Origin of the sequence: Streptomyces torulosus (assembly GCF_001419765.1) — a bacterium.
GTDB classification, from domain to species: domain Bacteria; phylum Actinomycetota; class Actinomycetes; order Streptomycetales; family Streptomycetaceae; genus Streptomyces; species Streptomyces torulosus.
The window spans coordinates 30,581-56,597 of the sequence record NZ_LIRK01000262.1 but is presented as its reverse complement, the minus strand read 5'-3'; the positions used below and the strand labels follow the sequence as shown (position 1 = coordinate 56,597).

Here is a 26,017-nt window from a genome sequence, read left to right as displayed (position 1 = left end):
GCCGGCCGCTACCGACCGTCACCGCCCGGGGCAGGAGACCCAGGGTGTCGGCACTCCGCCGGAGGCGCCGACACCCGGGTCCGACTCACAGTGGTTCGCCCCTCCCGCGGATAAGACGTCGAGGGCAAGGCCGACGACATCGGTGCCGAGCATACGGGCGGGTACGTACCACGGCTCCGTCCGCTGACGGCTCATCATCTCCAGATGGAGCTCAGCTGCCACGCCTCCAGGTGGTTGAGGGTGGCAGTGCCGCCTTCGGCGAAGACCTCGACGCCTGTGCCGGACAGGTCGGGGAAGACCTGATCGGTGATCACGGTCTCGCCGTTGCCGCCGAAGACCTCGATGGACGACGAGTCCACGAGGACACGTAGCTTGATCTTGCCCTTCTTGGGATTCAGGGGTGCGGTCTGGACGCCGGTGGAGAAGGCGTCGTGGAAGTCCACGGCGCCGGAGCGGGAGCGGTCGACGTACAGCTCCTGAGTCGTGGCGTCGTAGCCGATGACGGTCTCCTCGCCGCCCGCGCCGGTGCGCACCTTCAGACCGAAGCGGTCGGCGTCCTTCAGGGAGAAGGTCGCCTCGATGTCGAGCGCCCTGCCCTTGGCCGTTCGGCTGAGCACAGCCTTGCTGGTGTTCTTGACGGTGACGCCGGACGCCGTCGCCGGGCGCTTGTTCCTGAGAGACTCCAGGCTGCTCACCGGCTTGCTGGTCAGCCGGATCCGGCCGTCGACCGTGCGCAGGGCCATCTCCCGGGGGATGCTCTGCGCGCCGCGCCAGGGGGAGGTGGGGACGGAGAGGCCGTAGTCCCAGTTGTTCATCCAGCCGATCATGTACCGCTTGCCGCCCGGCGCGTTCTCCCAGGAGACCGCCGCGTAGTAGTCCTTGCCGTGGTCGGTCCAGTCGGCCCGTTGCAGGACGGACTTGGCGGGCTTGTCGGCGGCGGTGAACTGGTCGGCCATGACGTGGCCCCAGCCGCCGGTGTTCATGTCGACGACCTGGATCCGTGCCTGCTTGCCGGTGTAGGGGCGCAGGTCGAATGAGGCCCAGTCGAGGGTTTCGCTGCCGGCTCCGGTGGCGCTGCGGACGACCTCGCCGTCGACGATCAGGTTGACGGACGTCTCGGTGGAGACGCGCGGGGCCGTGGTGTCGGAGAGCACGATGTGGTCGACGTTGATGTGGCCCCAGCCGCCGGTGTTGTCGTCGACGATCCTGATCCGCGCCTTCTTGCCGGCGAGGGCGCTGACGTCCCAGGACGCCCAGTTGAGTGCTTCGGCGTCCTTCCCGGTGGCACTGCGGACGACCTGGCCGTCCACGAGGAGTTCGATCGCGGTGGGGTGGTCGGAGCCGGCCGGGTGGTTGCCGCCGCCGATGAGGAAGTTGATGTGCTTTCTGTCGAGGGTGAACTCGGGCGAGGTGAGGGCGCCCGTGGTGGAGTCGCCGTTCAGGAAGGTGTTGGCCAGCCCCTCCCCCAGGAAGCCGGAGACCTGGCCCTGGTCGGGGAGGGTGCCGGTGGCCGGTACGGTGCCGAAGGCGTCCCCGGTCGCCGTCCAGTCGCCGTAGGTGCCGCCCTCGAAGTCGGCGAGGACCTTGCCCTCGGGCGGAGACGCGTCCAGAACGGTTCCGGCTTCGTGCGGATGCCTCCCGCCACCGATCTTGAAGTTCAGGTAGGGGCTGTCGACGGTGAAGGAGGGGGAGGTGAGAACGCCGGTGGCGCCGTCACCGCCGTGGAAGCTGTTGGCGAGGCCCTTGCCCTCGAAGCCGGAGACGGCCCCCTGCCAGTCGACGGCCCCGGCGGCCGGTCCCTGTCCGAACGCCGTGCCGGCCGTCGTCCACTCCTCGAAGCCCGCGCTCTCGAAGCCCTGCATCACGGTGCCCACGGGCGGGGTGTACGTGCCCTTGTCCTCGGCGGTGAACTTCTTGCCGTCGAAGTCACCGATGAAGTACTGCGATCCCGAACCACCCGCGATGCCACCGGGGTTGATGTTGACGACCAGGACCCACTTGATGTTCTTCCTGTCCCCGTCGACCGCGAGGGGGAACAGGTCCGGGCACTCCCACTCGCCGCCCGTCGCGCCCTGCGGCCCGAACTCGCTGAGCAGGCTCCAGTCCTTGAGGTTCTTCGACGAGTAGAACCGCACCTTGTGCTCTTCGGACAGCGAGACCGTCATGAGCCAGCTCTTGGTCGGTGCGTACCACTGGACCTTCGGGTCGCGGAAGTCCTTGGACCCGATGTCGATGACGGGATTGCCCTGGTACTTGGTCCAGGTGCGGCCGCGGTCGGTGCTGTAGGCGAGCGACTGGGCCTGCTTGCCGCCGTTCTTGTAGGCGCTGGTGTAGATCGCCACCATGGGCGGGTTCTTCTTGGTTCCGAAGCCGGTGGTGTTGTTCCGGTCGACGACCGCGCTGCCGGAGAAGACCATCTCCTCGTCGTCGTGCGACAGGGCGAGCGGCAACTCCTCCCAGTGCACGAGGTCCTTGCTCACCGCGTGCCCCCAGGACATGTCGCCCCAGGAGTTCCCGTTCGGGTTGTACTGGTAGAAGAGGTGGTATTCGCCCTTGTAGTAGACGAGGCCGTTGGGGTCGTTCATCCAGTTCTTCTCCGGGGTGAAGTGGAACCGGGGTCTGTGGGTCTCGGTGTACGGCGGCGTGTCGGCGGCGACGGCCCGGGGGGCGAGCGGGGCCGCCGACAGGGCGCAGACGGTCGCCACCGCCGCCATAAGTCGCATGCGGGCATGCCCCGATACACGTGCAGAGCTCATGGTGACTCCTTGTCCCGCGGACCGTCCGCGCAGCGGTGACCGCGGCCATGGCGCGGGCGGATCGAAAGTTGGCATCCCAGCGACGGCGACGTCCACGCAGCCGACTGGAGTGTCATCGTTGACTTATGTCATCGATGACAGCGAGTGCCCGATTATGAAGCGCAATCCGGCCAGTGCGTCAACGGTTCTGACGCGATCGCTCCGATACGGGCTACGACCCTCGGGCGTCGTCGGCGGTCGCGAACTGTGCCCACACGTGCGAGGCCCGGCGGATCCCGTGCCGCAACCGTGCAGGTCAGAGCAGGTAAAGCCGGGCGACTTCCTGCTGCCTTCCGGGGCATCGGCGAGGTCGCGACCGGCCGGCCAGGCGATTTGTTTCCGATGTGTTGACCGGTCGGTCCTCTCGGTGCTTCACTTCCGGAACCGGTACCGAAACCGGTTCCGGAACCGCTTCCGGTACCGGTTCCGAGGGTCGCTGTACGATCGGCCCTTCGGCGCGGGAGGACGTCTTCCGCCTCTACCGGGAGAGAAGGGAGGTGACATGGGAGTCACCATCGCCGACGTGGCCACGCGGGCCGGAGTGAGCAAGACGACGGTTTCGCGGGTGCTGAACAGCAAGGGCGAGATCAACGAGAACACCGTCTTGAAGGTCCGCAAGGCGATCTCGGAGCTGGGCTACGTGCCGAGCGCCGGGGCCGTGGGGCTCGCCCGCGGCACGACGCAGATGATCGGCATGCTGGTCCCTGACATGGCATGGGCCTGGGCCGGCATCGTGCAGGCAGTCGTCGAGACACTGGAGACCGAGGGGTTCGGTCTGCGCATGCTGACCTGTAGCCGCGGTGAGGAGTCGCTGCGCAGACTGGGCCTGCAGGTCGCCGCGAAGTCGTTCGACGGTCTGCTGGTGATAGAGCCCGAGGGCGCCCTGGGATACATCACGGAACTGCACGAAGCGGGGCTGCCGATGGTGCTGATCGATGACCGCTTTCACCGGCCGGGGTTCCCCTACGTGGCCACCACCAACAGGGAGGGCGGTGAACAGGCGGCACGCCATCTGCTGGACATCGGCCGTCGTCGCCCTCTGGTGGTGACAGGCCCCGAGGGGTTCGGCTGTACCGAGGAACGGTTGGGCGGCTTCGTCGATGTCTATGCGCAGGCCGGGATCGAGCTCGACCGGCGCAGCATCGTCTGCGGCGACTTCCTCTTCGACACCAGCCGGGCCGCGGTCGCGAAAGCTCTCGCGGACGGCGTGGAGTTCGACGCGGTCTTCGGGCACAACGACCCCTCCGCGGCAGGTGTGCTCGTGGCCTTGAACGAGGCCGGCCTTCGTGTTCCGCAGGATGTCGCCGTGGTGGGGTTCGATGACGTCGAGGTGGCGTCCTACACCTATCCGGCGCTGACCACCATCCGCCAGCCGATGCGGGAGATGGGTGAGGCAGCGGCGCGTCTGCTGCTGGACCATGTGCGCAGATCTCCGGAAGCCGCCACCTCGCGCATCATTCCCACCAGCCTCGTGGTGCGTGGCTCGACCTTGGGGCCGAGCGCGAACTGACGCTCCTCACCGCGATGCGCCCGGCCGGTCGGCGCTTCGTGGTCGGGCGGTGTGTCGCCGCTGTGTGACACACCGCCCCTGTCCTCCCGAGGTCTCGGCGAACCCTCTTCGGCCTCCCCCTCCTCACCACTCCGTTCGGCCGCGCCTGCGTTGGCGTGGCAGCGCACACACGCACCCTCTTTCTCGCGCGTTCCTGATCCCGGACACCGATCGATGCGCCTGGCACATCCCGCCGGGCCGTCGTCCCACTCAGCGTCGGACTTCCCTGCCGCGACCCGCGTCTTGCGTCTGACCGTCGATGCCGCTCTCTCCGCACACGGTCCCCACTCGTGGGACCACGCGTCCGAGCGCACGTCCGCTCCCCCACTTCGCCGCTCGCCGGCACACCCGCTTCCGTATCGCTCACTGGCAAGGAGCCGCACCATGCGTATATCGACCCGTCACGCTGTCAGAACCGTCCAGGTCCTGTGCGTCACCGTCACGGCAGCCCTGGTGGCCACCGGCTGTGGCCGGAGCGAGGACTCCGGTCCCGGCAAGGACGCGCCCGCCGAGATCGGCGCGGGCAAGGCCAAGGGGACCGTGGTCATGTGGAACCTGGGCGACATCGAACCCGCCCTGAAGGACCTGGCCGAGAAGTTCGAGCAGGAGAACCCGGACGCCGACGTCAAGATCACCGCGGTCCCGTGGGACGGCGCCCACGACAAGCTGACCACCGCGATAGCCGGCGGCAACACACCGGACATGTCCATGATCGGGAGCACCTGGATGGCCGAGATGGCCGCCATGAACGGCTTCCAGGCCACCCCGACGTCGATCAAGTCGTCGGACTTCTACCCCGGCCAGTGGGACACCACCAAGTACAAGGACACCTCCTACGGCGTCCCGTTCACCGCCGACACCACGGTGGTCTACTACCGGACCGACCTCACCGAGAAGGCCGGTATCAAGGGTGCCCTGGCCGGCGACCGGGAGGGGTATCTGAAGGACCTCAAGGCCATCCAGGCCACAGCCGGGAAGCAGAACCCCAAGCTGCGCCATGCCGCCGGGCTGGTGATGGGCTTCAACTCCTGGGTCTTCTGGGTGCCGATGGTCTGGCAGCAGGGCGGTGACATCTACGACGCCAAGACCGAGAAGTTCACCTTCGACACGCCCGAGGTCGCCAAGGCGCTGGAGTACTGGGCGAGCGTCCCGCAGAAGGGCCTGGCGCCGACCGACAGGTCGGACGGTGTGCAGGGCTTCCGGGACGGGCTGATCGCCACCTATCAGCAGGCCGCGTGGGCCGGTGCCAGCTTCCACAAGGACGCCCCGGAGCTGGACGGCAAGTGGAAGACCATGCCGGTGCCGTACTCCGAGCAGCCGGCCGGGTTCGCCGGCGGCACCGACCTGGCGGTGTTCAAGGAGGCGGAGAACCCCGACGCGGCATGGAAGTTCGCCCGGTTCCTGACCGAGCCCGCCAACCTCGCGGCCTATGTCAAGGCCACCGGCGGCCTGCCTGCCTCGCCCCAGGCGTGGTCGGACGGGAACCTGAGCGCGGACGAGAACATGAAGCCGTTCGACGAGCAGCTCAAGGTCAGCAAGGCGCCGCCCGCCCTCACGACCTGGCAGCAGATCGCCGACGCCATCGACTCCGAACTGGAGAAGCTGGCCCTCGGCAAGGCCACCGTCGCCGAGGTGCAGAAGGCGCTGCAGTCCAAGGCCAGCAGCATCGGCACCGGTCGCTGAGCACCACCGCCATGAGCAGCCCTCGTACGGACGGATGACATCCATGTCCACGAAAACGCTCCCCGGGCGGGGCGACACCAACCAGCAGAGCACCGCGGGGCCGGAGCGACGTGCCGAACGCCGGCGCCTCCCGCTCCGGGGCCTGGCACGGGGCAGGCAGGCCCGGGCCGCCTGGATCCTCGCCGCGCCCTTCCTCGCGCTGTTCGCGACCTTCATGCTGCTGCCGCTCGTCTGGTCGCTGCTGATGAGCCTGACCGACACCAGCAGCTCCGACCTGCGCACACCCCTGAACGTGTCGTTCATCGGCCTCGACAACTACGTGCGGCTCTTCCAGGACGAACAGTTCTTCACGGCCCTGCGCAACACGGCCGTGTTCGTCCTGGTGGCCCTGCCGCTGACGCTGGCCGCCGGGCTTGCCGCGGCGGTCGCCCTCGACCGCGGCATCCGGCGCTTCAGGGCCGTCTTCCGGGTCGGCTTCTACCTGCCGGTGATCACCAGCATCGTCGCCGTCGCCGTGGTGTGGAAGACGCTCCTCGAACCTCGCGCGGGCCTGGTGAACCTCGTCCTCGGCTGGTTCGGGATCGACGGACCGGCCTGGCTGGCGGACACCCGCTTCGCTCTGCCCGTCATGATCGTGATGGCGGTGTGGCGCAACCTCGGCACCGTCATGATCATCATGCTGGCGGGTCTGCAGTCCGTCCCCCAGTCCCTGATGGAGGCGGCCGAACTCGACGGCGCCGGGGCGTGGCAGCGGTTCTGGCGGGTCACCTTCCCGCTCCTGCGTCCGGCCCTGCTGCTGACCGCCGTGACCACGGGCATCGGCTATCTGCAGTTCTTCGACGAGCCGTTCGTGATGACCGACGGAGGACCGCTGGACTCCACCCTGTCGGCCACGTTGTACGCCTACAAGCAGTTCGGCAACGGCAACTACGAGATGGCGTCGGCCGCCAGCTACGTCATCTTCGTCCTCATCGTGGCGCTGACCGTGCTGCAGTTCCGCGTGCTGCGAGACAAGGACTGACGACCCATGAGCACCCTCTCCACTCGTCCCACACCGCACCACCCCGGCACGGACCGTGTACTGAGGCGCCGCCGCATCCGCCGGACCTGGGGTCAACCCTGGCTGTACATACCGCTCGCCGGTGCCCTGCTGCTCATGATCGCGCCGTTCCTGTGGATGCTCTCCGGCTCCTTCAAGCCCGAGGCCGACATCCGCAGGGTGCCGCCCGTGCTGATACCCACGGCGCCCACCACGGCCAACTACGGTGAGCTGTTCAGCAGGCTCGACTTCACGAGCATGTTCGCCAACTCCGTGACCGTGGCCCTCGCCGTCACCGCGGGCAACCTCCTCTTCTGCTCGATGCTCGGATACGCCCTGGCCAAACTGGAGTTCCGCGGACAGCGCGCCGTCTTCCTGCTGGTCATGGGGACGCTCATGATTCCCGGTCTGGTCACCTTCGTCCCCCTGTACGTGCTGGTGTCCAACATGCAGTTGTCCGGCTCCCTGTTCGGGCTGATCCTGCCGTTCCTGGCCGGCCCCTTCGGGGTGTTCCTGATGCGGCAGTTCATCTCCACCCTGCCCGACGAGCTGATCGACGCCGCCCGTGTCGACGGCTGCCGCGAACTGGCCATCTACTGGAAGATCATCCTTCCGCTGACCAAGCCGGCCCTCGCCACCCTCGGGATCATCACCTTCCTCGGCTCCTGGAACAACTTCCTGTGGCCCCTGGTCGTGGCCCAGAACGAGAGCCAGTACACCCTTCCCGTCGGCCTCGCCCTGGCCAGCAGCGGGCAGTCCTTCACCCGCTTCGGCATCCTGCTCGCCGGTGCCGTGGTGGTCCTGCTGCCGGTGATGGTCGTCTTCCTCGTCTTCCAGCGCCAGTTCGTGGCCGGCATCGCCACCACAGGCCTGAAGTGACGCCCCGGCGACCGCCGCCGGACATCGACTCTCCGCCCCTCACCACACATCACTGGGAGTTAAACGTGGGACAGCCGGTCCGCACCATCGTGTACCTGGACCCGGAAGCGACCGTGGAAGCGAGAACCGAAGACCTGCTGTCACGGATGACCCTGCCGGAGAAAGTCGGGCAGCTGCTGATGCTCGACGCACAACACGGGGACCTGGCGGACATCGTGTCGGCCAAGCTGGCCGGATCGGTCCTGCACGTGTCTCCCGACCTGATGCCGCAGGCCATGGAACTGGCCCGGCGGACACGGCTCGGCATTCCGCTGCTGACCGCCGACGACGGCATCCACGGTCACTCGTTCTGGCCCGGCGCGACGATCTTCCCGACCCAGCTGGCCATGGCCTGCGCCTGGGACCCCGCCCTGCTCCACCGGGTGGCCCGTGCGGCCGCGACCGAGATCGCGGCGACCGGAATCCACGGGACGTTCTCCCCGGTTCTGTGCATCACCCGGGACCTGCGCTGGGGCCGGATCAACGAGACGTTCGGCGAGGACCCGTTCCTGATCGGCGAACTCGGGGCGGCGATGGTGCGCGGCTATCAGGGCGAGGGACTCAGCGACCCGACCGCCGTGCTGGCGTACGCCAAGCACTTCGCGGGCTACTCCGAGACCCTCGGCGGGCGCGACGCGAGCGAGGCCGATCTCAGCCCGCGCAAGCTGCGCTCGTGGTTCCTGCCGCCGTTCGAGCAGGCGGTCCGGGCCGGCTGCCGGGCCCTCATGCTCGGGTACCAGTCGATCGACGGGGTGCCCATCACCGCGAACGAGTGGCTGATCAACGACGTGCTCAAGGGCGAGTGGGGCTTCACCGGCACGCTGGTGACCGACTGGGACAACGTCGGCCGGATGGTCTACGACCAGCGGACCTGCGCCGACTACGCCGAAGCGGCGGCGGTCGCCGTCAACTCCGGGAACGACCTCGTCATGGCCACCCCCGCCTTCTTCGAGGGCGCGCAGGAGGCGGTCGCCCGCGGCCTGGTCGAAGAGCAGCAGATCGATGACGCGGTGCGGCGGGTGCTGCGGCTGAAGTTCGAACTCGGGCTCTTCGAGGACCCGCGCGCCCCCGACCCCGAGCGGCAGGCGCAGGTGATCGGCTGTCGCACCCACGCCGACCTCAACCTCGAGACCGCCCGACGCTCCCTGGTGCTGCTGCGCAACGAAGGAGTCCTGCCCCTGGAAGGCGGGCTGCCCCAGGACGGAACCGGCCGCGCGGTGAGCCGGGGTACTCCGCGGACGATCGCGGTGATCGGCCCCAACGCCGACAGCACGGAAGCCATGCTCGGCGACTGGGCGGGAGCCACCGGCCAGGTTCCGTGGATGCCCGAAGGACATCCCCGCGAGTCGGTGGAGACGGTGCTCGACGGCCTTCGCGCCGTGGCACCCGCCGACTGGACCATCACGCACGCACGCGGAGCCGACATCGCGAGCCCCGACCAGAACACCGGGTGGTCCCTCGGCCCGGACGGCCAACCACAGCCGGACGTCTTCACCCCCGCCCCCGTCGACCAGACGCAACTTGAGGAGGCCACCGCCGCCGCCCAGGCCGCCGACTACGCCGTCGTGGTCGTGGGGGACACCATCGCCCTCACCGGAGAGGTGCGCTCCACAGCCACGCTCGACCTCCAGGGAGGCCAGATCGCACTGCTGGACGCGGTCGCCTCCACCGGCACGCCCATGATCGTCGTACTCGCCCAGTCCAAGCCGAGCACCCTCCCGGACTCGGCACTGAACGCGGCCGCACTCATCGAGGCGTTCAACCCGGGCATGCGCGGCGGCCGCGCCGTCGCCGAACTGCTCCTCGGGCTCATCGAACCCAGCGGCCGGCTGCCCGTCTCCTTCGCACGCCACGTCGGGCAGCAGCCGGTCTTCTACAACCAGGTGCGGGGCCAGCACGGGAACCGCTACGCCGACCTCACCCAGGACCCCCTGTTCGCGTTCGGCGAGGGCCTCTCCTACACCGCCGTCAGCTACTCCGACCTCGTCGTCCACGACCCGGACATCCCCGCCGACGGCACCGTCCACGCGACGGTACGACTCACCAACAGCGGCAGCCGTCCGGCCCTGGAGACGGTCCAGGCGTACATCAGCGACCTGACCACCAGCGTCACCTGGGCCGAGCAGGAGCTGAAGGCGTTCACCCAGGTCGAGATCCCTCCCGGCGAAAGCCTGGACGCCGACGTCAGCATCCCTGCCGCGCAGTGCTCACTCGTCACGGCCGACAACCGCCGCGTGGTCGAACCGGGCGAGTTCGCACTCCGCGTCGGGCCCAGCTCCCGACGGGAGCAGCAGCTGAGCGCACGATTCCGCATCCGAAGCTGACCGCGTCCCGGACTTGACCGCATCCGGACCTCAAGGCCGTACGCGGGCTCGAAGACCCCCGCCCCGCCGACCCGGCCGCCCCGCCGAATCGAGGGCCGGCGGGGCGGGACCCAGACATACCGAAAGGCACGCGTGTGTCCACCACACCCCGCGATCCGCACCGCCCCGTGGCGCACCTGCGCCCGCCCCACAACTGGATCAACGACCCCAACGGACTGGTCTTCCACGACGGCCACTACCACGTCTGCTACCAGTACAACCCGTACGGAGCGACGCACGCGAACCTGCACTGGGGCCACTTCCGCAGCCCCGACCTGCTGACCTGGGAGCCACTGCCGATCGCCCTCTCCCCGACCCCGGGTGGCCCGGACACCGACGGCTGCTTCTCGGGCAATGCCGTCTCCGACGGCGAACGGCTGGTCGCCTTCTACTCCGCGCACCGCGAGGACCGCTCCTTCCAGCACCAGCCGGTCACCGCCGCCGTCTCACACGACGGCGGCCGCACCTTCACCCCGCGGGGCGAACTGCTCATCCCCGAGCTGCCCGAGGGCTGCACGATGTACCGCGACCCGTATGTCTGGCAGGACGGCGACGGCTGGCGGATGCTGGTCGGCGCCGCCCTCGCGGACGGCCGCGCCGCCGCCCTCCTGTACGACTCGCCCGACCTGGAGACGTGGACCTGCCGAGGGCCCTTCGCGGCCCGTCGCCCGGAGCCCGTCGGCGACACCGGCCTGCATTCCGGCGAGGGCTGGGAATGCCCCCAGTACCTTCCGGCGGCCGACGGGAGCGGCGCCCTCATCTTCGGTACGTGGACCGAGCCCACCGGCCCGCTGAGGGTCGCGGCGCTGATCGGCGAGGAGCACGACGGCCACTTCGAAGCCGGCCCGCCGGTACCGGCCGACCACGGCCCCGACTGCTACGCACCGGCCCTGCTGCGCGCACCGGGCAACCGGTGGCTGCTGTGGAACTGGGCGTGGGAGGCCCGCGACGAAGCCTGGGCCGTCGGGGACGGATGGGCCGGCGTCCTCACGCTGCCCCGCGAGATCCACGTCCACGACGACTGCACACTGCGCCAGCGGCCCGCCACCGAACTGCTCGGCCTGCGCGGTCGGCACACCCTCCACTCCGCAGGCGCGACGGACGGCCCGCAGCCGGTGGACCTGGGCACGGTGGGCCGCGCCTTCGACCTGACGGCCCGTCTGGAGCCGACCGGAAACGCCGCTCTGCGGCTGCTCACCACCCCGGACGGCGCCGAGTACCTCGACATCCGTCTCGACGTCGATGCGGGCGACCTGGTCGTCGACCGTGACCACGCCTCACTGGACAGCCGGGCCCGCGGCGGCTCCCACCGGATGCCCTGCCCGGCAGACCGACCCGTCGACCTGCGCGTGGTCGTCGACCACTCCATCGCCGAGATCTTCCTGACCACCACCGGTCAGGTCCTCACCCTGCGCTTCTACCCCACAGGGCAGAGCCCGTGGCTACTGCAGGCCCGCACCGCGCCGGGCACGCGCCTCGGCTTCGCGGTCGACGCCTGGGAACTGCACCCGCTCATGATCAAGGAGCCGAGCGCCGGCGCCGCGGTATCGGCGCCGACGTCGCCGTAGCACCGACTCCGACCGGTCGATCCCCCACCTCGGCACCGTGTCCCACCCCCTCTCCCACGTACTGAACAAGCTGGTCCGAAGGAGGATCTTCCATGAACTCGTACGGTCTCGGACGACGCCGGTTCCTGGCCACCGCGGTCGGCGTCGCCGCCGCGTGGACCCAGGTGTCCCGGAATGCCATCGCCGCCCCGCCGCTGAAGCAAGCCTCACGTGACAATTCCGTCCGTGTGTGGCTGACGGACGTATCGGCCGACCAGTGGGTCGCCGGCCAGGACGATGTGCCGTTCAAGGCGAGGAGAGCGGCCAACCCACTCACGATCAAGATCGACGACAGCGTCAAGTACCAGAAGGTCCACGGCTTCGGCGCGGCCATGACCGACTCCGCCGCCTGGCTCATCGACAAGCTGTCCCCCGCCGAGCGGACCAAGCTGATGAAGAAGCTGTTCGATCCCTCGAAGGGAATCGGCCTCAGCCTGCTCCGCTCTCCGATGGGCGCCACGGACTTCAACGCGTCCGGAAGCTACTCCTACAACGACATGCCCGCCGGCCAGACAGACCCGACGCTCTCCAACTTCTCCATCCAGCATGACGTGCCGTACATCGTTCCGGCCCTGCGGCAGGCACTGTCACTCAACCCGTCCCTCCAGGTCATGGCCAACCCGTGGAGCCCACCAGGCTGGATGAAGACCTCCGACTCCATGATCGGAGGCACCCTCAAGAGCGAGTACGTCTCCGCGCTCGCCGACTACTTCGTCAAGTTCGTGCAGGCCTATGGCGAAGCCGGCGTGCCCATCTCCTACATCTCCCCGCAGAACGAACCCATGGGTACTCCGACCTGGCCCGGAATGTTCCTGTCCGCGTACCAGGAAGCCGAGCTGATCAAGGAGATCGGCAAGGCATTCGAAGCCAACGGGATCTCCACGAAGATCCTGGCCTGGGACCACAACTGGGACGTGCCCTCGTACCCGGAGACGATCTTCAGCGACCCCGCGGCCTCGCGGTACACCGCGGGAACCGGATGGCACATCTACAGCGGCGACCCGACCTACCAGACGGTGGTCCACAACGACTACCCGGGCAAGGAAACCTTCATCACGGAGGCCACCGGGGGCGTGTGGCAGGACAGCGACCAGACGGCGTTCAGCGAAGCACTGGGTACGTGGATCATCAACGGGACGCGCAACTGGGCGAACGGGGTGATGCTGTGGAACATCGCACTCGACCCCGATCGGGGCCCGCTCAACAGCGACACGGCCGGCATCCCCATGCTTCGGGGACTGCTCACCATCGATCCGGACGGCGGGCGGGTGTCCTACAACGTGGACTACCACGCCCTCGCTCACGCCAGCAGGTTCGTCAAGCCCGGAGCGCGCCGGATCTACTCGAACACCTTCGGGGAAGGCAGCATAGAGAACGTCGCGTTCCAGAACCCGGACGGATCGAAGGTCCTGATCGCGCACAACTCGGGAAAGGCGGCGAAGACCTTCAGCGTCGCGGACGGGACGCACTCGTTCGACTACACCCTGAACGCCGGCGACGCCGTCACCTTCATGTACTCCGGACCCGCGCGGAGCGGCCACGCCCCCGCAGCGACCAAGGTCCCGGACCCGACGCACGACTTCACATTCACCTCGGCGTCTGGTCCGGTCACCGTCACGTACGATCCGGCACTGCTGCCCCACCAGAACACCGTCCGCACCGGAAACAAGCTGGTCACGTACTCCCTTCCGATCGGAGCTTCCGTCCGGACGACAGGAAGGGCACTGAGTCGCGGCAAGTGGACCGCCACGGCTTCCGCCCAGCCGGACTGGGGTGTGGCGGCCAACGCGATCGACGGTGACATCGACACCAGGTGGAGCCTCGGGCACGGGCCGACGAGCGGCGACTGGTTCCAGATCGACCTGGGGAGCCCCACGAGCTTCAACAAGATCGTCTTCGACACCGGTGTGAATAATTCGTTCGACTACGTCACGAAGTATCAGATCTACGTTTCCGACGACGGCGTCGACTGGGGCAGCGCGATCGCGAGCGGCAGCGGGGGCATCGGGAAGATTGCCGTCACCTTGCCGACCCGAACGGCACAGTTCATTCGCATCGTCAGTACCGCGGCATCCGGTTTCTGGTGGGCCATCGGCGACATCGAGGTGTACGGGTCCTCGCGGGGAACCGGCTCGATCACAGCTCCGACAGCGGTGTCGAACGGCCTCCGACTGAAGACCTGGACCGGCAGGAAGGGGGAGCAGGTCACCGTGGTCTTCAACGGGACCAGCGACAGCAAGAGCTTCAAGATGTCCACCGACGGGTCGTACACCTACACGTTGCCGGGCGGCACCTCGGCGATGTTCACGACGAGGAAGGTGCCGAGCTTCCCCTCGCCGACCTTCAGCGATCTGAAGCCGGAGCGAGGCATGCCGCGCTCCAAGTTCACGATTCGCGGTTCCGGCTTCGGCGATGCACAGGGGCTGGGTACGGTCTATTTCGGATCAGCCTATGCCGAAATAGACACCTGGTCGGACACCAGCATCACCGCCTACGTCCCGAAGGGGCTACCAGCGGGGAAGGTCACGGTTTCCGTGAAGGGAGCCGGCGGAGCGGACGCGGGCGGATCGTCGTTCGACGTCATCGACCTGGGCCCCGCGCTGCCACGCACAGGCTGGACCGCCACGGCCTCGGACGCGAGCCAGTGGGACGCGCCCGGAAACATGCTCGACGGCAATTCCGACACCCGGTACAGCTCCGGGACAGGGCAGTACGACGGTCTGTGGATCCAAGTGGACCTGGGGCAGACGCGGACCTTCGACAAGATCGTGCTGGATGTCGGCGCCAGCGTGAGCGACTACGCGCGGAGCGCGGACGTACACGTGTCCACGGACGGAACCGACTGGACCAAGGTCTCTTCCGTAGCGGACGGCCAGCGAGTCCACCTGATCTCCTTCCCGACGCAGACAGCTCGCTACATCAAGGTCGTCAACACCGGAAACGTGGCGCGTAGCTGGTGGTCGGTCGCGGAGTTCAACGTCTACAACTGACCTCGGGCGGCGGCATCGTCGCCGGTGATGTGGCCGACCCTCGCGGCCGCATCACCGCTGACGGGGATCGCGACCATGGTTGCCCGGCCCGCCCGGCCCGCGCTGCCGACACGGTGCCTTCTGATCGTGGGACTGACGAGTCCGGTCCGGTAGGCGACGATGACGGCTCGGACGCGGTCGCGGAGTCCATGTTTGGCAAGGATACGGGCGACGTGGGTCGTGACGCCGGCCTCCGACAGGGGGAGGTGGACGACGAGTCCGGCGTTGTTCAGCCCTCGGGCCAGCAGTCTGTCAGCGGCCAGTTGGACTGGCTCTGATCCACTTGTTGGATACGGATGGTGATCTTCACTCGGTGGGGTGAAGATCACCGCCCGCTGGCCCGAGAACACAGCACCGACTCGGCGTGGTCCGGCAAGACGGCCGAAGTGCAGGTACCGCACCCGAAGGACGCCAAGGTCCTCGGACCGGGCAGACAGGTTCCGCATGCTGGGCCGGAGATCCCGGAGGCGATCCAGTGAGCCCGGGTGATACTCGCTACCCGGCGGCTTCTTCCCGTAGTCGTTACGCCGGGTCGATGCGGGAGACGCTGCCTCTCAGGTCGAGCACGTACAGCTCGCCCTTGCCGTCCTGCACGAACGAGGCGACCGAGCCGCCGTTGACTGCGAGGTCGTTCACGCCGGTCACCTTGCCGTTCTCCATCTGAAGAGTGCGGAGGGTGCCGTCGCAGTAGTCGCTGAACACGTAGTGGCCCTTGAGGTTCGGGATCGCTGTGCCTCGATAGACGTATCCACCGGTCACTGAGCAACCCCGCCCATTGCGGCCGTACTCGTGGATGGGCGGCACGTGGTTCGCGGGCTCGATGCCGCCCCGGAAGGGATGGTTGCCCTCCATCTGGGACCAGCCGTAGTTCTCGCCGCCCTTGCTGCTTGCCGGGGCCCAGTCGATCTCTTCCCAGGCGCTCTGGCCGACGTCGCCGATCAGCAGGTCGCCCGTGCCCGCGTCGAAGGAGAACCGCCACGGGTTGCGCAGCCCGTACGCCCAGATCTCGTCCTTCGCTTTCGGGTCGCCCACGAAGGGGTTGCCCGGCGGGATCGCGTACGGCTTGGCGCCGCTCGGGTCGATCCGCAGAAGCTTGCCGAGCAGCGTGCCGAGGTTCTGACCGTTGCCGTGCGGGTCGCCACCTGAGCCTCCGTCGCCGAACGCGATGTAGAGGTAGCCGTCGGGGCCGAACGCGATGTCGCCGCCGTTGTGGTTCGAGTAGGGCTGCGTCTGGGTGAGGACGGTGCGCCGAGTGTCCGGTTGGATCTTGCCGTCCCGCACGGCGAATTCGTCCACGGTGCTGGTGCCATTGCGGTTCGTGAACGAAATGTAGAAATGTGCGAACCCGTTGTCGAACGCGATGCCCAGCAAGCCGCGTTCGCCATCGGTGGTGGTCTCGGCGGATATGTCGAGAACGGGCTCGCCAAGCCCTTGATCTCCCAAGACCCTCACGGTGCCTGCACGTTCGGCTATCCAGATCGTGCCACCGGGACCGGCCGTGCCGGCGACCGGATTCTTGGCCATGGCCACTTTCTTGAGCGCGACCTTCACTGCCTGACGTGGGGTGGCGGGCTCGTCGGCGGACGCCGTGGTTAACGCGAGGGAAGCGACGAGGCAAAGGGTGCCGATGATCGCCGAGCTTCTGGTACGAACTTTCACCGTGATCCTCCTGGAGGGGCGGCGAACGGGAAGGTCACCCGGCTGCTTGGGCAGGTTCAGGGGTGCCGCCCGCGCCAGCACGCAACCCGGGTGGGGGACGGTGTGCTACTGGCCACAGATGAGGATAGTGAGACAGAGGCGCCTGGTGTAGACCACAACTCCGCCCATATGCCTTCGCTCCGCCTTCCGTCGCGCCAGCCTGATGAACGGCCGAGCGCCCTCGGTGTCGCACCCCTCGGACGAGGGCCCACCGGGAAGGGCCCTGACCACGAGGCACCCGCACGCACCGAGGGCTCCGCGAACGCGGCATCCGTCACCGTATCGCCCGGAAGGGCGCAGAGCCCTCCACGCAGCTCGACCGACAACGTCAACAAGCGGCTGCCCGTGGCGATCGCGGCTGTGACCGGGCTCGTAGGCGCACTTCCTGCGGTCCTCTACGCCCTGCACTCCGCGCTCAACGCCGTGGCGTAGGGCATCTGGGCAACGAGGCTCCGGCCCGGGGAAACGACTGCTTGGCCAAGTCACTCCCGCCGGGGGACCTCTACCGGCGCAATTCGCATCAAATGGACGGTGAACGTGGACTCCCCGATTCACCAGCATGCCGCCAGGCACGCCAGGTCGGCCAGGCCCAGTGGAAACCGCCTTGGTCCAAGCGATCCCGCGAGCCATGAGGCGTCGTGCGGCGGTACGTACGGTCGAACCCGTCACCGGAAGGACTGCTGATGCGCCCCGGAGACATCGATCACCGAGGTCGGCAACCAACAGACGTGGACAAGAGGGAACTGTTCCATCTGGCCCAGCCGACAGCCCGCCGCACGAAGTCTCCCTCCCGGGTCGAGCGGGTCCGCCCGCACCTGCGGCAACTGATCGAGAGCTGGACCCGGACTCCGGCCTTCATCATCGGCCACGCCCAGGACCTGCTGGCCGCCAACGCCTTGGCTGACGCTCTCTACCGCGACTTCGCGCAGCACGACAACGTACTGCGCATGCTCTTCCTGGACCCCGCGGCGAAGACCTTCTACCGGAGCCCGGAGCGGGCCCGTGATCGTGCGGTCGCCGACCTTCAGCAGACCGCCGCGAGCGCGCCGGAGGATCCTCGCATCCTGGAGCTGGTCGGTGAACTGTCGCTGCGCAGCGGTGAGTTCCGCTCGCTGTGGGCACGCGAGTACACCCGGGTCCCGCCCTATGAGGTCAAGCAGATTCACCACTCCGTCGTGGGAGACCTGGAGTTGAGGCACGAGGCCCTCTACATCCGCAGCGTCCCAGGACAGCAACTCATCATCCTGCAGGCCGAGCCGGGCTCAGCCTCCGCCGACGGTCTGGCCCTGCTGGGCTCCCCCAGCGCACCCGAGGTACCTCACCAGCAGAATCCCGGACGCGGCGCCTGAACCAGGAGACAGCCGGAACACCGTCTCCCGCTCCGGACCCGCGTGTACGCCGGCGGGACCGGCACGCGCCCCACCCCGAACTGCTGCCGCTCATTCCTCACTCCTACCCCGGAATTCCGGACGGGAGATAGCCGGAAATCCGTACCCAGCCGGGTTCCGGCGGATCGAGAGTCAGCTGTCACACGTCTTCCGCGTCCTCGGGTGCGGCTTTTCGACCGCTTCCCGGTCTTTCCGTTTGCGCATAATTTCAGGGTGCCAACGGTATGCCTCTTGCGCGCTATGAGCCGCTGTTTCTGCGTGCTTCTGATTCGCTGGTGTGGGCGGCGCGGTCCCGGAGGGCGCAGTCCGTGGCTGAGCCGCTTGCTGCTGCGACTGGGCGTCGTGGCCCCACTGGTTGCCGCTGGGCCGCGGCCTGCTCGGCGCACTGGAGGAGATCACCGACGCGGAGGCCCGGTCGCTGTTCGACCTCAACGTCTTCGGTCTGATCAACGTCACCCCCGCCGTGCTGCCCGTCATGCGCAAGCAGGGTTCGGGTCGGCTGGTGCACATCGGTTCCCGTTCCGGTTTCGAGGGCGAGCCGGGTGTCAGCCTGTACTGCGCGTCGAGTTCGCCGTCGCCGGCATCAGTGAGGCGCTTTCCGCCGAGATGGCGCCGTTCGGGATCCAGTCGATGGTCGTCGAGCCGGGCGTCTTCCGCACCGACTTCCTCGACGCCAGCTCCCTGTCGGAGGGCTGGGAAGTGGGTCGCCGGGGGACGGACGAGGTGCTCGAACACCAGCCTCGGCCGTGCCCGCTGCGGCAACCAGGCCGCGGTTTCCCCAGGTGCCGCGCACCCAGGATCGGAACCAGCAGGATCGGAACCAGGGAGGCGTTGAACGGCGCAGGATCAGCCGAGCTTCATGACGTAGCCCGCGTGGCGCAGCTCGTCGCCCTGGAACTCTCCGTAGGCCCAGAAGCCGAGGTCGTCCAGGTAGTCGATGCGGTCGCCGTCGATGCAGTACCTGCCCTGGTAGGCGTGCGGGCGCCCGCCCCGGATCTCGTCGTAGCGGCCGTCGGCGGTGAGCTCCTGGTGCAGGAAGCCGTTTCTGTCGATCCAGACGCCGACACGCGGACTGCCGGTCAGATCCTCGGCAGCCGGAATGCCCGCCTCGGGCGCGGCGGCCCGGCCGGGGACGTCGGTGCCGGACCACAGGACCGGCCGGCCGGCCGCGACGAGCGCCCGGACCTGCTCCGGCCGGGTCATGAGCATGGCTACCGCGTTCGGCACGGCGGCAGCGAGTTCGTCGGGCACCACCAGGAAGTCGGGGATGTTGCCCGGAGCCAGCGTCGCGACGTACTCCGAGCGGTGGCCACGGCCGCCGGCCAGCGCGACGGTGTCGACGACGGCGGAGGCGATGGTCAGTCCGGTGCAGTCGACGACGATGGCGTTGTCGTCGCCCGCGGCGGTGATGATTCCCGGGCCGACGCCCACGAGCAGGGAGCCGACGAACAGGAGGTCGGCGCCGGTCATGGTCCCGATCAGCGGGTCCATCGTCAGGATGCGGGCGTTGGTGAACAGGATGGGCCGCCCCTCGTCGTTCGAGAGGATCTCGTCGAGGGCCTCGGGGTTCCAACGCACCGTGCCGGTGTCGGTGATGGTCATTGCGTGCTCCTAGGTGGAGTCGCCTCATCGGTGTCCCCTTCATGCCTACGAGCACACCGGCATCTCTGTCCGAATGATCACCCGCACCGCAGGCTTCGAACGAGATCCGCTTTGCCACCACGCACTGAGAACGCGGTCCCCAGCGACGCTCTAATCCTGGCCTCAGGTTGATCGGGGACAATGGGCGGCAAAAACGTCGACTGGAAGGGGGCGGGCCGGCGTGCGGATCATGATCGCGGATGATGAAGCGGCCATCCGTGAGTCGCTGGAGCGGGTGCTCCAGGTCGAGGGTTACGACACCAGCACCGTCGCCAACGGTTTCGCCGTGCTCGACGGGGTCGTTGGGGCCGACGGCGACACGCTGGATCTGCTGATCCTCGACGTGATGATGCCCCGCCTCGGCGGGTTGGAGACCTGCCGGCGGTTGCGGGCCGCGGGTCGGGATCTGCCGGTGCTGATGCTGACCGCCCGTGACCAGGTCTCCGACCGGGTCACGGGGCTGGACGCGGGCGCCGACGACTACCTGCCCAAGCCGTTCGCCACCGAGGAGTTGCTGGCCCGGGTGCGGGCCCTGCTGCGCCGGCGCACGCCGACCGACGGGGAGTCGCAGATCCTGTCGTTCGCCGACGTCCGGCTCGATCCCGACAGGTTCGAGGCGTGGCGGGGCGGGCGGCCGCTGCGCCTGACCCGGACCGAGTTCTCCCTCCTAAAGGTCCTCATGAGCAACGCGACCCGGGTCTTGACCCGCGACGCGCTGTTCGAGGCGATCTGGGGCTTCGACATGAGCGCCACCGCCAACAACCTCCAGGTATACGTGAGCTACCTGCGCCGCAAGATGGAGGCCGAGGGTGAGCCGCGATTGATCTACACGCTGCGCGGCCTGGGATACACGTTGCGGGAGACTCCTCCGTGAGCAGGCCCACCAGCCGGGAACCGCGCCGGCTGACCCGATGGTGGCGCCGGCGGTCCCTGCGGAGCAGGCTGACGGTGATCGCGGCGACGGCCATCGCGGTCAGCGTGTTCGTGGCCTTCCAGGTGGCCAGCCAACTACTGGGCTGGGAGCTGCAGGACAGCGCCAAGAATCAGCTGCGCGCCGACTCCCGCGTCCTGGCGACGAACGCGCAGCGCGCCGGTCTGGCGCAGGTCCAGCTACCGCCGTATCCCGGATCCGGTCGGCTGGTGCGGGTCATCCTGCCCGACGGCTCGACCCGGACGCCGGCCGGCCAACCCGCCCTGCCCCCCGTCAGCGAGCACGCCGGGCGCGTGGCGCAGGGCGCGTCGGCCGACCTGATGGAGTCGGACGACAGCGACGAGGACGGCTACCTCATCTACACGCTGCGGGCGGGCGACGGCGCGGTCCAGGTGGCCCAGGTCGCCGACGACAGCCCGATCAACCAGTTCGGGTTCGGCATGCTGCTGATCGGGCTGTTCTGCGTGGTGGGCGGCGCCCTTGTCGGGCGGACCGTGGCGCGGACCGGGCTGGCACCGATCGACCGGCTGACCGCCGCCGCGGTACGTGTCGCGCACACCCGGGATCTCGACGCCGGCATCCCGGATGAGGGCGGTGGGGAGATCCGGCGGCTGATCCAGTCGATCAACGACATGCTCGCCGCGCTCCGGGACTCCCGGCGGGCCCAGCGGCTGCTCGCCGAGGACGCCGCCCACGAGCTCAAGACCCCGCTCACCAGCCTGCGCCTCAACGTCGAGCTGCTGATCCGGCTCGATCGGCGCGGCACCCTGGACAGCGCACTGCCGGCGGAGAGCCGGACCCGGCTGCTGACCGATCTCGGCGCCCAGGTGGCCGAGTTGAGCACCCTTGTCGCCGAGCTGACCGACCTGGCGCGCGGTGACGTCAGCGACGAGAACACCGAGCTGCTCGACCTCGCCGACGTGGTGGCGGCCGCCGCGACCCGGGCACGTTCCCGCACGCCCGACGTCGAGGTCGCGCTCGACGTGACCTCCGTGTGGGTGAGCGGGCGTCCCGCTGCGCTCGAGCGGGCGGTGCTCAACCTCATCGACAACGCTGGCAAGTGGTCCCCCGCGGACCAGCCGGTCCAGGTCCGGCTCCGTGCCGAGGACGCGTCGGTGGTGCTCGAGGTCGACGACGCCGGGCCGGGCATCGACGCCGCCGACGTACCGCGGGTGTTCGACCGGTTCTACCGTGCCGACAGCGCCCGGGCGTTGCCGGGATCCGGTCTGGGGCTGTCGATCGTGCAGCGGGTCGTCGACGCCCACGGCGGCCGGGCCAGCGTCGCCCGCTCCGCACGCGGTGGTGCGCTGCTTCGCATCGACCTTCCGGCCGCGGCCCCGCCCGCCCCGCCCGCGCGGCTCACCACCGGGGAGGACACCGCGGCGTGTTGACCCGCCCCGGCGGCGCGGCGCGGGACAAGGGACGGCGGCCCTCGGGCATGGCCCCGCGCGGCTCACCGTCAAGGCAGGACACCGCGGTGCGCCGACCCCAGCCCCGGCCGCACGGCGTAGGCCCAAAGGGCGGCGGCCGTCGAGCCCCATCAAAGATCCGGGGCGGGCCTGGGTCCCCGTCCCGGATCTCGTCCGTGCCGCCGCGCTCACCGTTGCAGCGCGGGCTCCTCCTCGTCGGCGAGCGGCTGTTGACCGTCCGGCAGCTTTGCCGCTGGACGGGACAGCCGGCTCGGCCACCACATCCGGCGGCCGATCAGCAAGGTGAGGGCGGGCACCAGGACCGACCGCACCAGCAGGGCGTCGAGCAGCACGCCGAAGGCCACCAGGAACCCGACCTCGACCAGCATCACCAGCGGAAGTGTGACGAGGACCCCGAACGTGGCCGCCAGGACCAGGCCTGCCGAGGTGATGACGCCACCGGTGGCCGAGAGGGCTTTGAGCATGCCCTCTCTGGTGCCGAGACGCACGGTCTCCTCCCGGGCCCGGCTGGTCAGGAAGATGTTGTAGTCGACGCCGAGCGCCACCAGGAACAGGAATGCCAGCAGCGGCACCGAATAGTCGATGCCCTTGAACCCGAGGATCGTGTCGAAGACGAACACGCTGCCGCCGAAGGCTGCGGCGAATGAGACGATGACGGTGGTCATCAGGACCAGCGGGGCCAGGATCGCGCGCAGCAGCAGTCCGAGGACGATCAGGACGACGGCGAGCACCAGCGGGATCACCAGCTTCTCGTCGCGCTTGGTGGTCACCTCGGTGTCGAGGTTCTCCGCACTCGGCCCGCCGACGATCGCCTCCGCCCCGCTCACCGCGTGCACGGCGGTGCGCACCCGCTTGATCGTGTCGTACTCCGCGGCGGTGTCCGGCGCGTCCTTCGGGAACACGGAGATGTTGGCCCAGCCACCGCTGGTCTGCTCCGGGATGGCCAGGGCCACACCGCGAGTGTCCTTGACGACGTCGAGCACCCGCTCCTGGTGCGCCGGCCGTGTGAAGATCTCCATCGGCTGGCCGCCGAGCTCCGGGAAGTGCTGGCGGAGAACGGTGAAGCCGGTGACCGACTCCGGCGCGGAGAGGAACTGGTCCTGCTCCCGCAGGGCGCCGGTGTTGCCCGCCAGCCCGAGGGCGAGCACGCCGAGGGATCCGAGCGAGCCGAGCGTCGCCAACCACCGGCGGCGGCTGATTGCGGTGCCGAGCCGTCCCCACAGCCCCGGCTTCTCCACCACGGCCGTGCTGAACCGCGGGATGGCCGGCCAGAAGATCCTCCTGCCGAGCACCACGAGCACCGCCGGGAACAGCGTCAGCATGGCCACCAGCGCGCACAGGATGCCGGCCGCACCGATCGGACCCAACCCGCTGGTGCTGTTCAGGTCCGCGACGAGCAGGCAGAGCAGGCCGGCGACCACGGTGGCCGCGGACGCGACGATGGCCGGCGCCGCGCCGCGTAGCGCTTGAACCATCGCGACCCGGACGCTCTCATGGTGGTGCAGTGCCTCCCGATATCGAGCGATGAGCAACAGCGCGTAGTCCGTGCCAACGCCGAACACCAGGATCGTCAGCAGCGCCGAGTTCTGGTCGTTGACCACGATGCCGAAGCCCTTGACGAGCAGGTAGACGGTCCCCATCGAGGTCAGTGCGGCCGCGCCGACGGCCACCAGCGGGATGATCCACAACACCGGGCTGCGGTAGGTGAGGATCAGCAGGAGCGTGACGACGACGATGGTGGTGAGGAGGACCTGCACGTCGATGCCGTCGAAGACGGCATCCATGTCGCCGTCGATCGCGCCCGGGCCGGTCACGTCCAGTTCCAGACCGGAGGGGCGGTCCTTCGCGGCGTCACGCAACGGGCCGACGATCTCCTCCGGTGGGCCGTAGGCCGTGCTCACCTCGAGGGTGAACGTCATTGCTTTGCGGTCGGTGGAGAGGCTCGTCGGTGAGCCCTCGTCGTCCTCGCCGACCGCAGCCGTCGCCTTCGTCGGGTACCGCTTGGCAAGGGTGTCGTAGTGGCGCTCGACCGTCGCGCGGTCGGCGTCGGTCATGCCGCCGGCCCGGTGGTACACGAAGACGAACGTGCTGTCCTCACCGCCGGGGAGACGGTCGTCCAGCGCTGCCACCTTGGTGGACTCGGCACCGGCCGGCAGGGTGTCCACGGCGCTGTCGGTGGTGACCGAACTCAACTTTCCGCTCAGCGGCACCATGAACGCCGCCAGCACCAACCACAAACCAATCACCAACCACGGCACCCACCGGCCCGCCAACCGGCCCCCCGGCGCTCCCCCGGACGGCGCTGCGTCGACTGCCATCACTAGCCTCCTACATACGGGTTGCATCGCTCATCTGGATGCCGACTTCCTACGGAGCGAACCTGAGACGACTGTTAATGCGGTGCTCAGACCGGTCGGCCGAACCATGTGCCCAGCGCACGCACCAGCGTGGTGGCGTCGAGGTCCTGCCCGGTGGGCAAGGCCCAGGCGACGAGGCCGTCGGGCCGGATGAGCAACGCATCGACGTCCACCCGGCCCGAGCGGGCGGTGACGGTGTTGACCCGTCCGCTCCACGCGGCCGCGGCGTCGCGGGCCTCCACACGGTCGACGAGGTCGAGCAGGGGCCCACACCCCTCACGCAGCAGGTCCGCCGACCGGTTCACCGCGGTGACGACGTCCGGGTCGGGCCGCTCTAGCGTCAACTTCATGTCCGGGCACAGGGTGGCGACGAACCGGTGGTCGTCGCCCAGGTCGTACCGGGCGTCCATGCCGGCGAGCGGGTCGGCGACGTACCGGTGGGCGTCGTCGAGGTCCATCAGGTCGGAGAACATCTCCCACAGCGCCCTCCTGCGGGCCGGGTCGCATCAGGGCTCCTGTCGGGCTGGTGGGGCGGATCCGCAGCGACCGGGTGATGCGGCTGCCGAAGCCCTCGATCAAGGAGTACGCCCTGGCCTGTCCCCAGGGCGGGCGACCGCCGAAGCACGGCAAGGAGTTCCGCTTCGCCAACCCCGAGACCTGACCCGAGGCGGCGATCACCACCGTCACCGACACCACCAACTACGGCAAGGCCGAAACCCAGGCGTGGGACCGGGTCCACCCGAGGCCTGGCAGAGCGTGCCGGTCGGCCCATCGCGCCCGCGCCCGTTGCCATCGGTTCGGAGGCGGAGGCCCTGTCGGCGGCGGGGGCGCAGGCGGTGCAGACACACGATCACGGTGGGGGACGTATCGCCCGCCTGGCAGGCGAACGGCAGCCTCCACAACGGCACTTGGCATGACGTCTCTGTTGGAGCGCCGGGCCTCGGTGTACGCGCCGACGAGTGGAACGGTGGTCCTGCGCCACCGGACCTTGAACGCGTGCCATCGCAGGTTGAGTGACCCGTCAGTCCCACGAGTTGAAGATCGCCGCGTCAAGAGTCGCGGGCTGCCAGTGCTTGATCTGGCGCCACTCCGCCTTGGACAGAGCTGAAGTGTCTGCGTCCTCCAGCGAGGACAGGAGTTCCGCCGCAGTCAAGAGAGTGAAGCCGAAACTTCCGAGGGCGGCGGCCCAGGAGGGTGGGGCGACGAACTCGGTCCGATAGACGAAGAGCCGCTCTCCAACGAAGGCGATCAGCGGGTAGTGGGCGTGGAGAGCCATATGCGACAGCGTCGGCCGTCGAGCATCCGTCCGGCCTCTGCACCGCGACGGTTTAAGGACGGGTTCTAACGTTCGTCTCAGGTTCGCTCGGTAGGAAGTAGGCATCCAGATAAGCGATGCAACCCGTATGTAGGAGGCGAGTGATGGCAGTCGACGCAGCGCCGTCAGGGAAAGCGCCGCCCGGGCGGTTGAGGTTCGGGGCGGCCACCAGGGCGCTGGCGACGGCGTTCCCTGTCGCCGCCCGCGGGTCGCACGCCGACAACAGTGCGATCCGGGCCTGACCGAGACGGCGTTCCTGACCGGGACCCAATTC

The 26,017-nt window shown here is 68.7% G+C and carries 16 protein-coding genes and 3 pseudogenes; 12 read left to right on the top strand and 7 right to left on the bottom strand.

The annotated features are described in order from the left end of the window. Window positions 1–194: 194 nt before the first annotated feature. Window positions 195–2,756 (bottom strand): GH32 C-terminal domain-containing protein, encoded by a 2,562-nt coding sequence (locus AOK23_RS19085; RefSeq protein ID WP_055713904.1) that lies wholly within the window; start codon window positions 2,754–2,756, stop codon window positions 195–197. A 541-nt stretch (window positions 2,757–3,297) separates the two neighbouring features. Between AOK23_RS19085 and AOK23_RS19080 the strand changes: the two genes are divergently transcribed. From AOK23_RS19080 to AOK23_RS19050, 7 genes are all read left to right on the top strand, one after another. Then, window positions 3,298–4,305, top strand: a complete 1,008-nt coding sequence (locus tag AOK23_RS19080; protein ID WP_055713903.1) for a LacI family DNA-binding transcriptional regulator — start codon at window positions 3,298–3,300, stop codon at window positions 4,303–4,305. A 423-nt stretch (window positions 4,306–4,728) separates the two neighbouring features. Further along, window positions 4,729–6,027: an extracellular solute-binding protein gene (locus tag AOK23_RS19075; RefSeq protein WP_055713902.1), complete on the top strand. Its 1,299-nt coding sequence runs from the start codon at window positions 4,729–4,731 to the stop codon at window positions 6,025–6,027. 34 nt (window positions 6,028–6,061) lie between these two features. Further along, entirely contained in the window at window positions 6,062–7,048 is a 987-nt protein-coding gene (locus tag AOK23_RS19070; protein ID WP_055713901.1) for a carbohydrate ABC transporter permease, read from the top strand. A 6-nt stretch (window positions 7,049–7,054) separates the two neighbouring features. Further along, window positions 7,055–7,945: a carbohydrate ABC transporter permease gene (locus tag AOK23_RS19065; protein ID WP_055713900.1), complete on the top strand. Its 891-nt coding sequence runs from the start codon at window positions 7,055–7,057 to the stop codon at window positions 7,943–7,945. Window positions 7,946–8,010: 65 nt separating this feature from the next. Continuing rightward, window positions 8,011–10,308 carry a glycoside hydrolase family 3 N-terminal domain-containing protein gene (locus AOK23_RS19060; protein WP_055713899.1) on the top strand — a complete coding sequence of 766 codons (2,298 nt, stop codon included), beginning with the start codon at window positions 8,011–8,013 and terminating at the stop codon, window positions 10,306–10,308. 134 nt (window positions 10,309–10,442) lie between these two features. Beyond that, window positions 10,443–11,915 (top strand): glycoside hydrolase family 32 protein, encoded by a 1,473-nt coding sequence (locus AOK23_RS19055; protein WP_055713898.1) that lies wholly within the window; start codon window positions 10,443–10,445, stop codon window positions 11,913–11,915. A 92-nt stretch (window positions 11,916–12,007) separates the two neighbouring features. Further along, entirely contained in the window at window positions 12,008–14,944 is a 2,937-nt protein-coding gene (locus AOK23_RS19050) for a discoidin domain-containing protein (RefSeq protein ID WP_055713897.1), read from the top strand. A 125-nt stretch (window positions 14,945–15,069) separates the two neighbouring features. Here AOK23_RS19050 and AOK23_RS49945 read toward each other — a convergent pair. Together AOK23_RS49945 and AOK23_RS19040 are read right to left on the bottom strand one after the other, a co-directional pair. Beyond that, window positions 15,070–15,237: pseudogene (locus AOK23_RS49945) on the bottom strand (LuxR C-terminal-related transcriptional regulator); the annotation flags it as partial. Between the two features lie 268 nt (window positions 15,238–15,505). Next, window positions 15,506–16,642 carry a PQQ-dependent sugar dehydrogenase gene (locus AOK23_RS19040; RefSeq protein ID WP_055713895.1) on the bottom strand — a complete coding sequence of 379 codons (1,137 nt, stop codon included), beginning with the start codon at window positions 16,640–16,642 and terminating at the stop codon, window positions 15,506–15,508. A gap of 767 nt (window positions 16,643–17,409) precedes the next feature. Between AOK23_RS19040 and AOK23_RS19035 the strand changes: the two genes are divergently transcribed. After that, window positions 17,410–18,030 (top strand): MmyB family transcriptional regulator, encoded by a 621-nt coding sequence (locus AOK23_RS19035; protein WP_240496450.1) that lies wholly within the window; start codon window positions 17,410–17,412, stop codon window positions 18,028–18,030. Window positions 18,031–18,433: 403 nt separating this feature from the next. Further along, window positions 18,434–18,756 (top strand): annotated as a pseudogene (locus AOK23_RS45190) (SDR family NAD(P)-dependent oxidoreductase); the annotation flags it as partial. A 159-nt stretch (window positions 18,757–18,915) separates the two neighbouring features. On the opposite strand, the gene AOK23_RS19030 reads toward AOK23_RS45190, so the two are convergent. Next, on the bottom strand, window positions 18,916–19,671 hold the full coding sequence (locus tag AOK23_RS19030) for an Atu4866 domain-containing protein (protein ID WP_055713894.1): 756 nt from the start codon (window positions 19,669–19,671) through the stop codon (window positions 18,916–18,918). A gap of 220 nt (window positions 19,672–19,891) precedes the next feature. On the opposite strand from AOK23_RS19030, the gene AOK23_RS19025 reads away from it, so the two are divergent. Both AOK23_RS19025 and AOK23_RS19020 read left to right on the top strand, forming a co-directional pair. Beyond that, entirely contained in the window at window positions 19,892–20,584 is a 693-nt protein-coding gene (locus tag AOK23_RS19025; protein WP_055713893.1) for a response regulator transcription factor, read from the top strand. Beyond that, window positions 20,581–22,032, top strand: coding sequence for a HAMP domain-containing sensor histidine kinase (locus AOK23_RS19020; RefSeq protein WP_055713892.1), 1,452 nt, complete (start codon window positions 20,581–20,583; stop codon window positions 22,030–22,032). Before AOK23_RS19025 ends, AOK23_RS19020 begins: the two co-directional genes overlap by 4 nt. Window positions 22,033–22,238: 206 nt before the next feature. Here the strand turns inward: AOK23_RS19020 and AOK23_RS19015 are convergent, their stop codons facing one another. Together AOK23_RS19015 and AOK23_RS19010 are read right to left on the bottom strand one after the other, a co-directional pair. Continuing rightward, entirely contained in the window at window positions 22,239–24,389 is a 2,151-nt protein-coding gene (locus AOK23_RS19015; protein ID WP_055713891.1) for an MMPL family transporter, read from the bottom strand. Window positions 24,390–24,475: 86 nt separating this feature from the next. Beyond that, complete coding sequence (locus AOK23_RS19010; protein ID WP_055713890.1) at window positions 24,476–24,901, bottom strand: aromatic-ring hydroxylase C-terminal domain-containing protein; 426 nt, start codon at window positions 24,899–24,901, stop codon at window positions 24,476–24,478. A gap of 41 nt (window positions 24,902–24,942) precedes the next feature. On the opposite strand from AOK23_RS19010, the pseudogene AOK23_RS45185 reads away from it, so the two are divergent. Beyond that, window positions 24,943–25,173: pseudogene (locus tag AOK23_RS45185) on the top strand (transposase); the annotation flags it as partial. Between the two features lie 276 nt (window positions 25,174–25,449). On the opposite strand, the gene AOK23_RS47940 reads toward AOK23_RS45185, so the two are convergent. Then, the gene (locus tag AOK23_RS47940) at window positions 25,450–25,704 is read right to left on the bottom strand and encodes a hypothetical protein (RefSeq protein ID WP_055713889.1); all 255 of its coding nucleotides are present in this window, start codon (window positions 25,702–25,704) and stop codon (window positions 25,450–25,452) included. Between the last annotated feature and the right edge of the window lie 313 nt (window positions 25,705–26,017).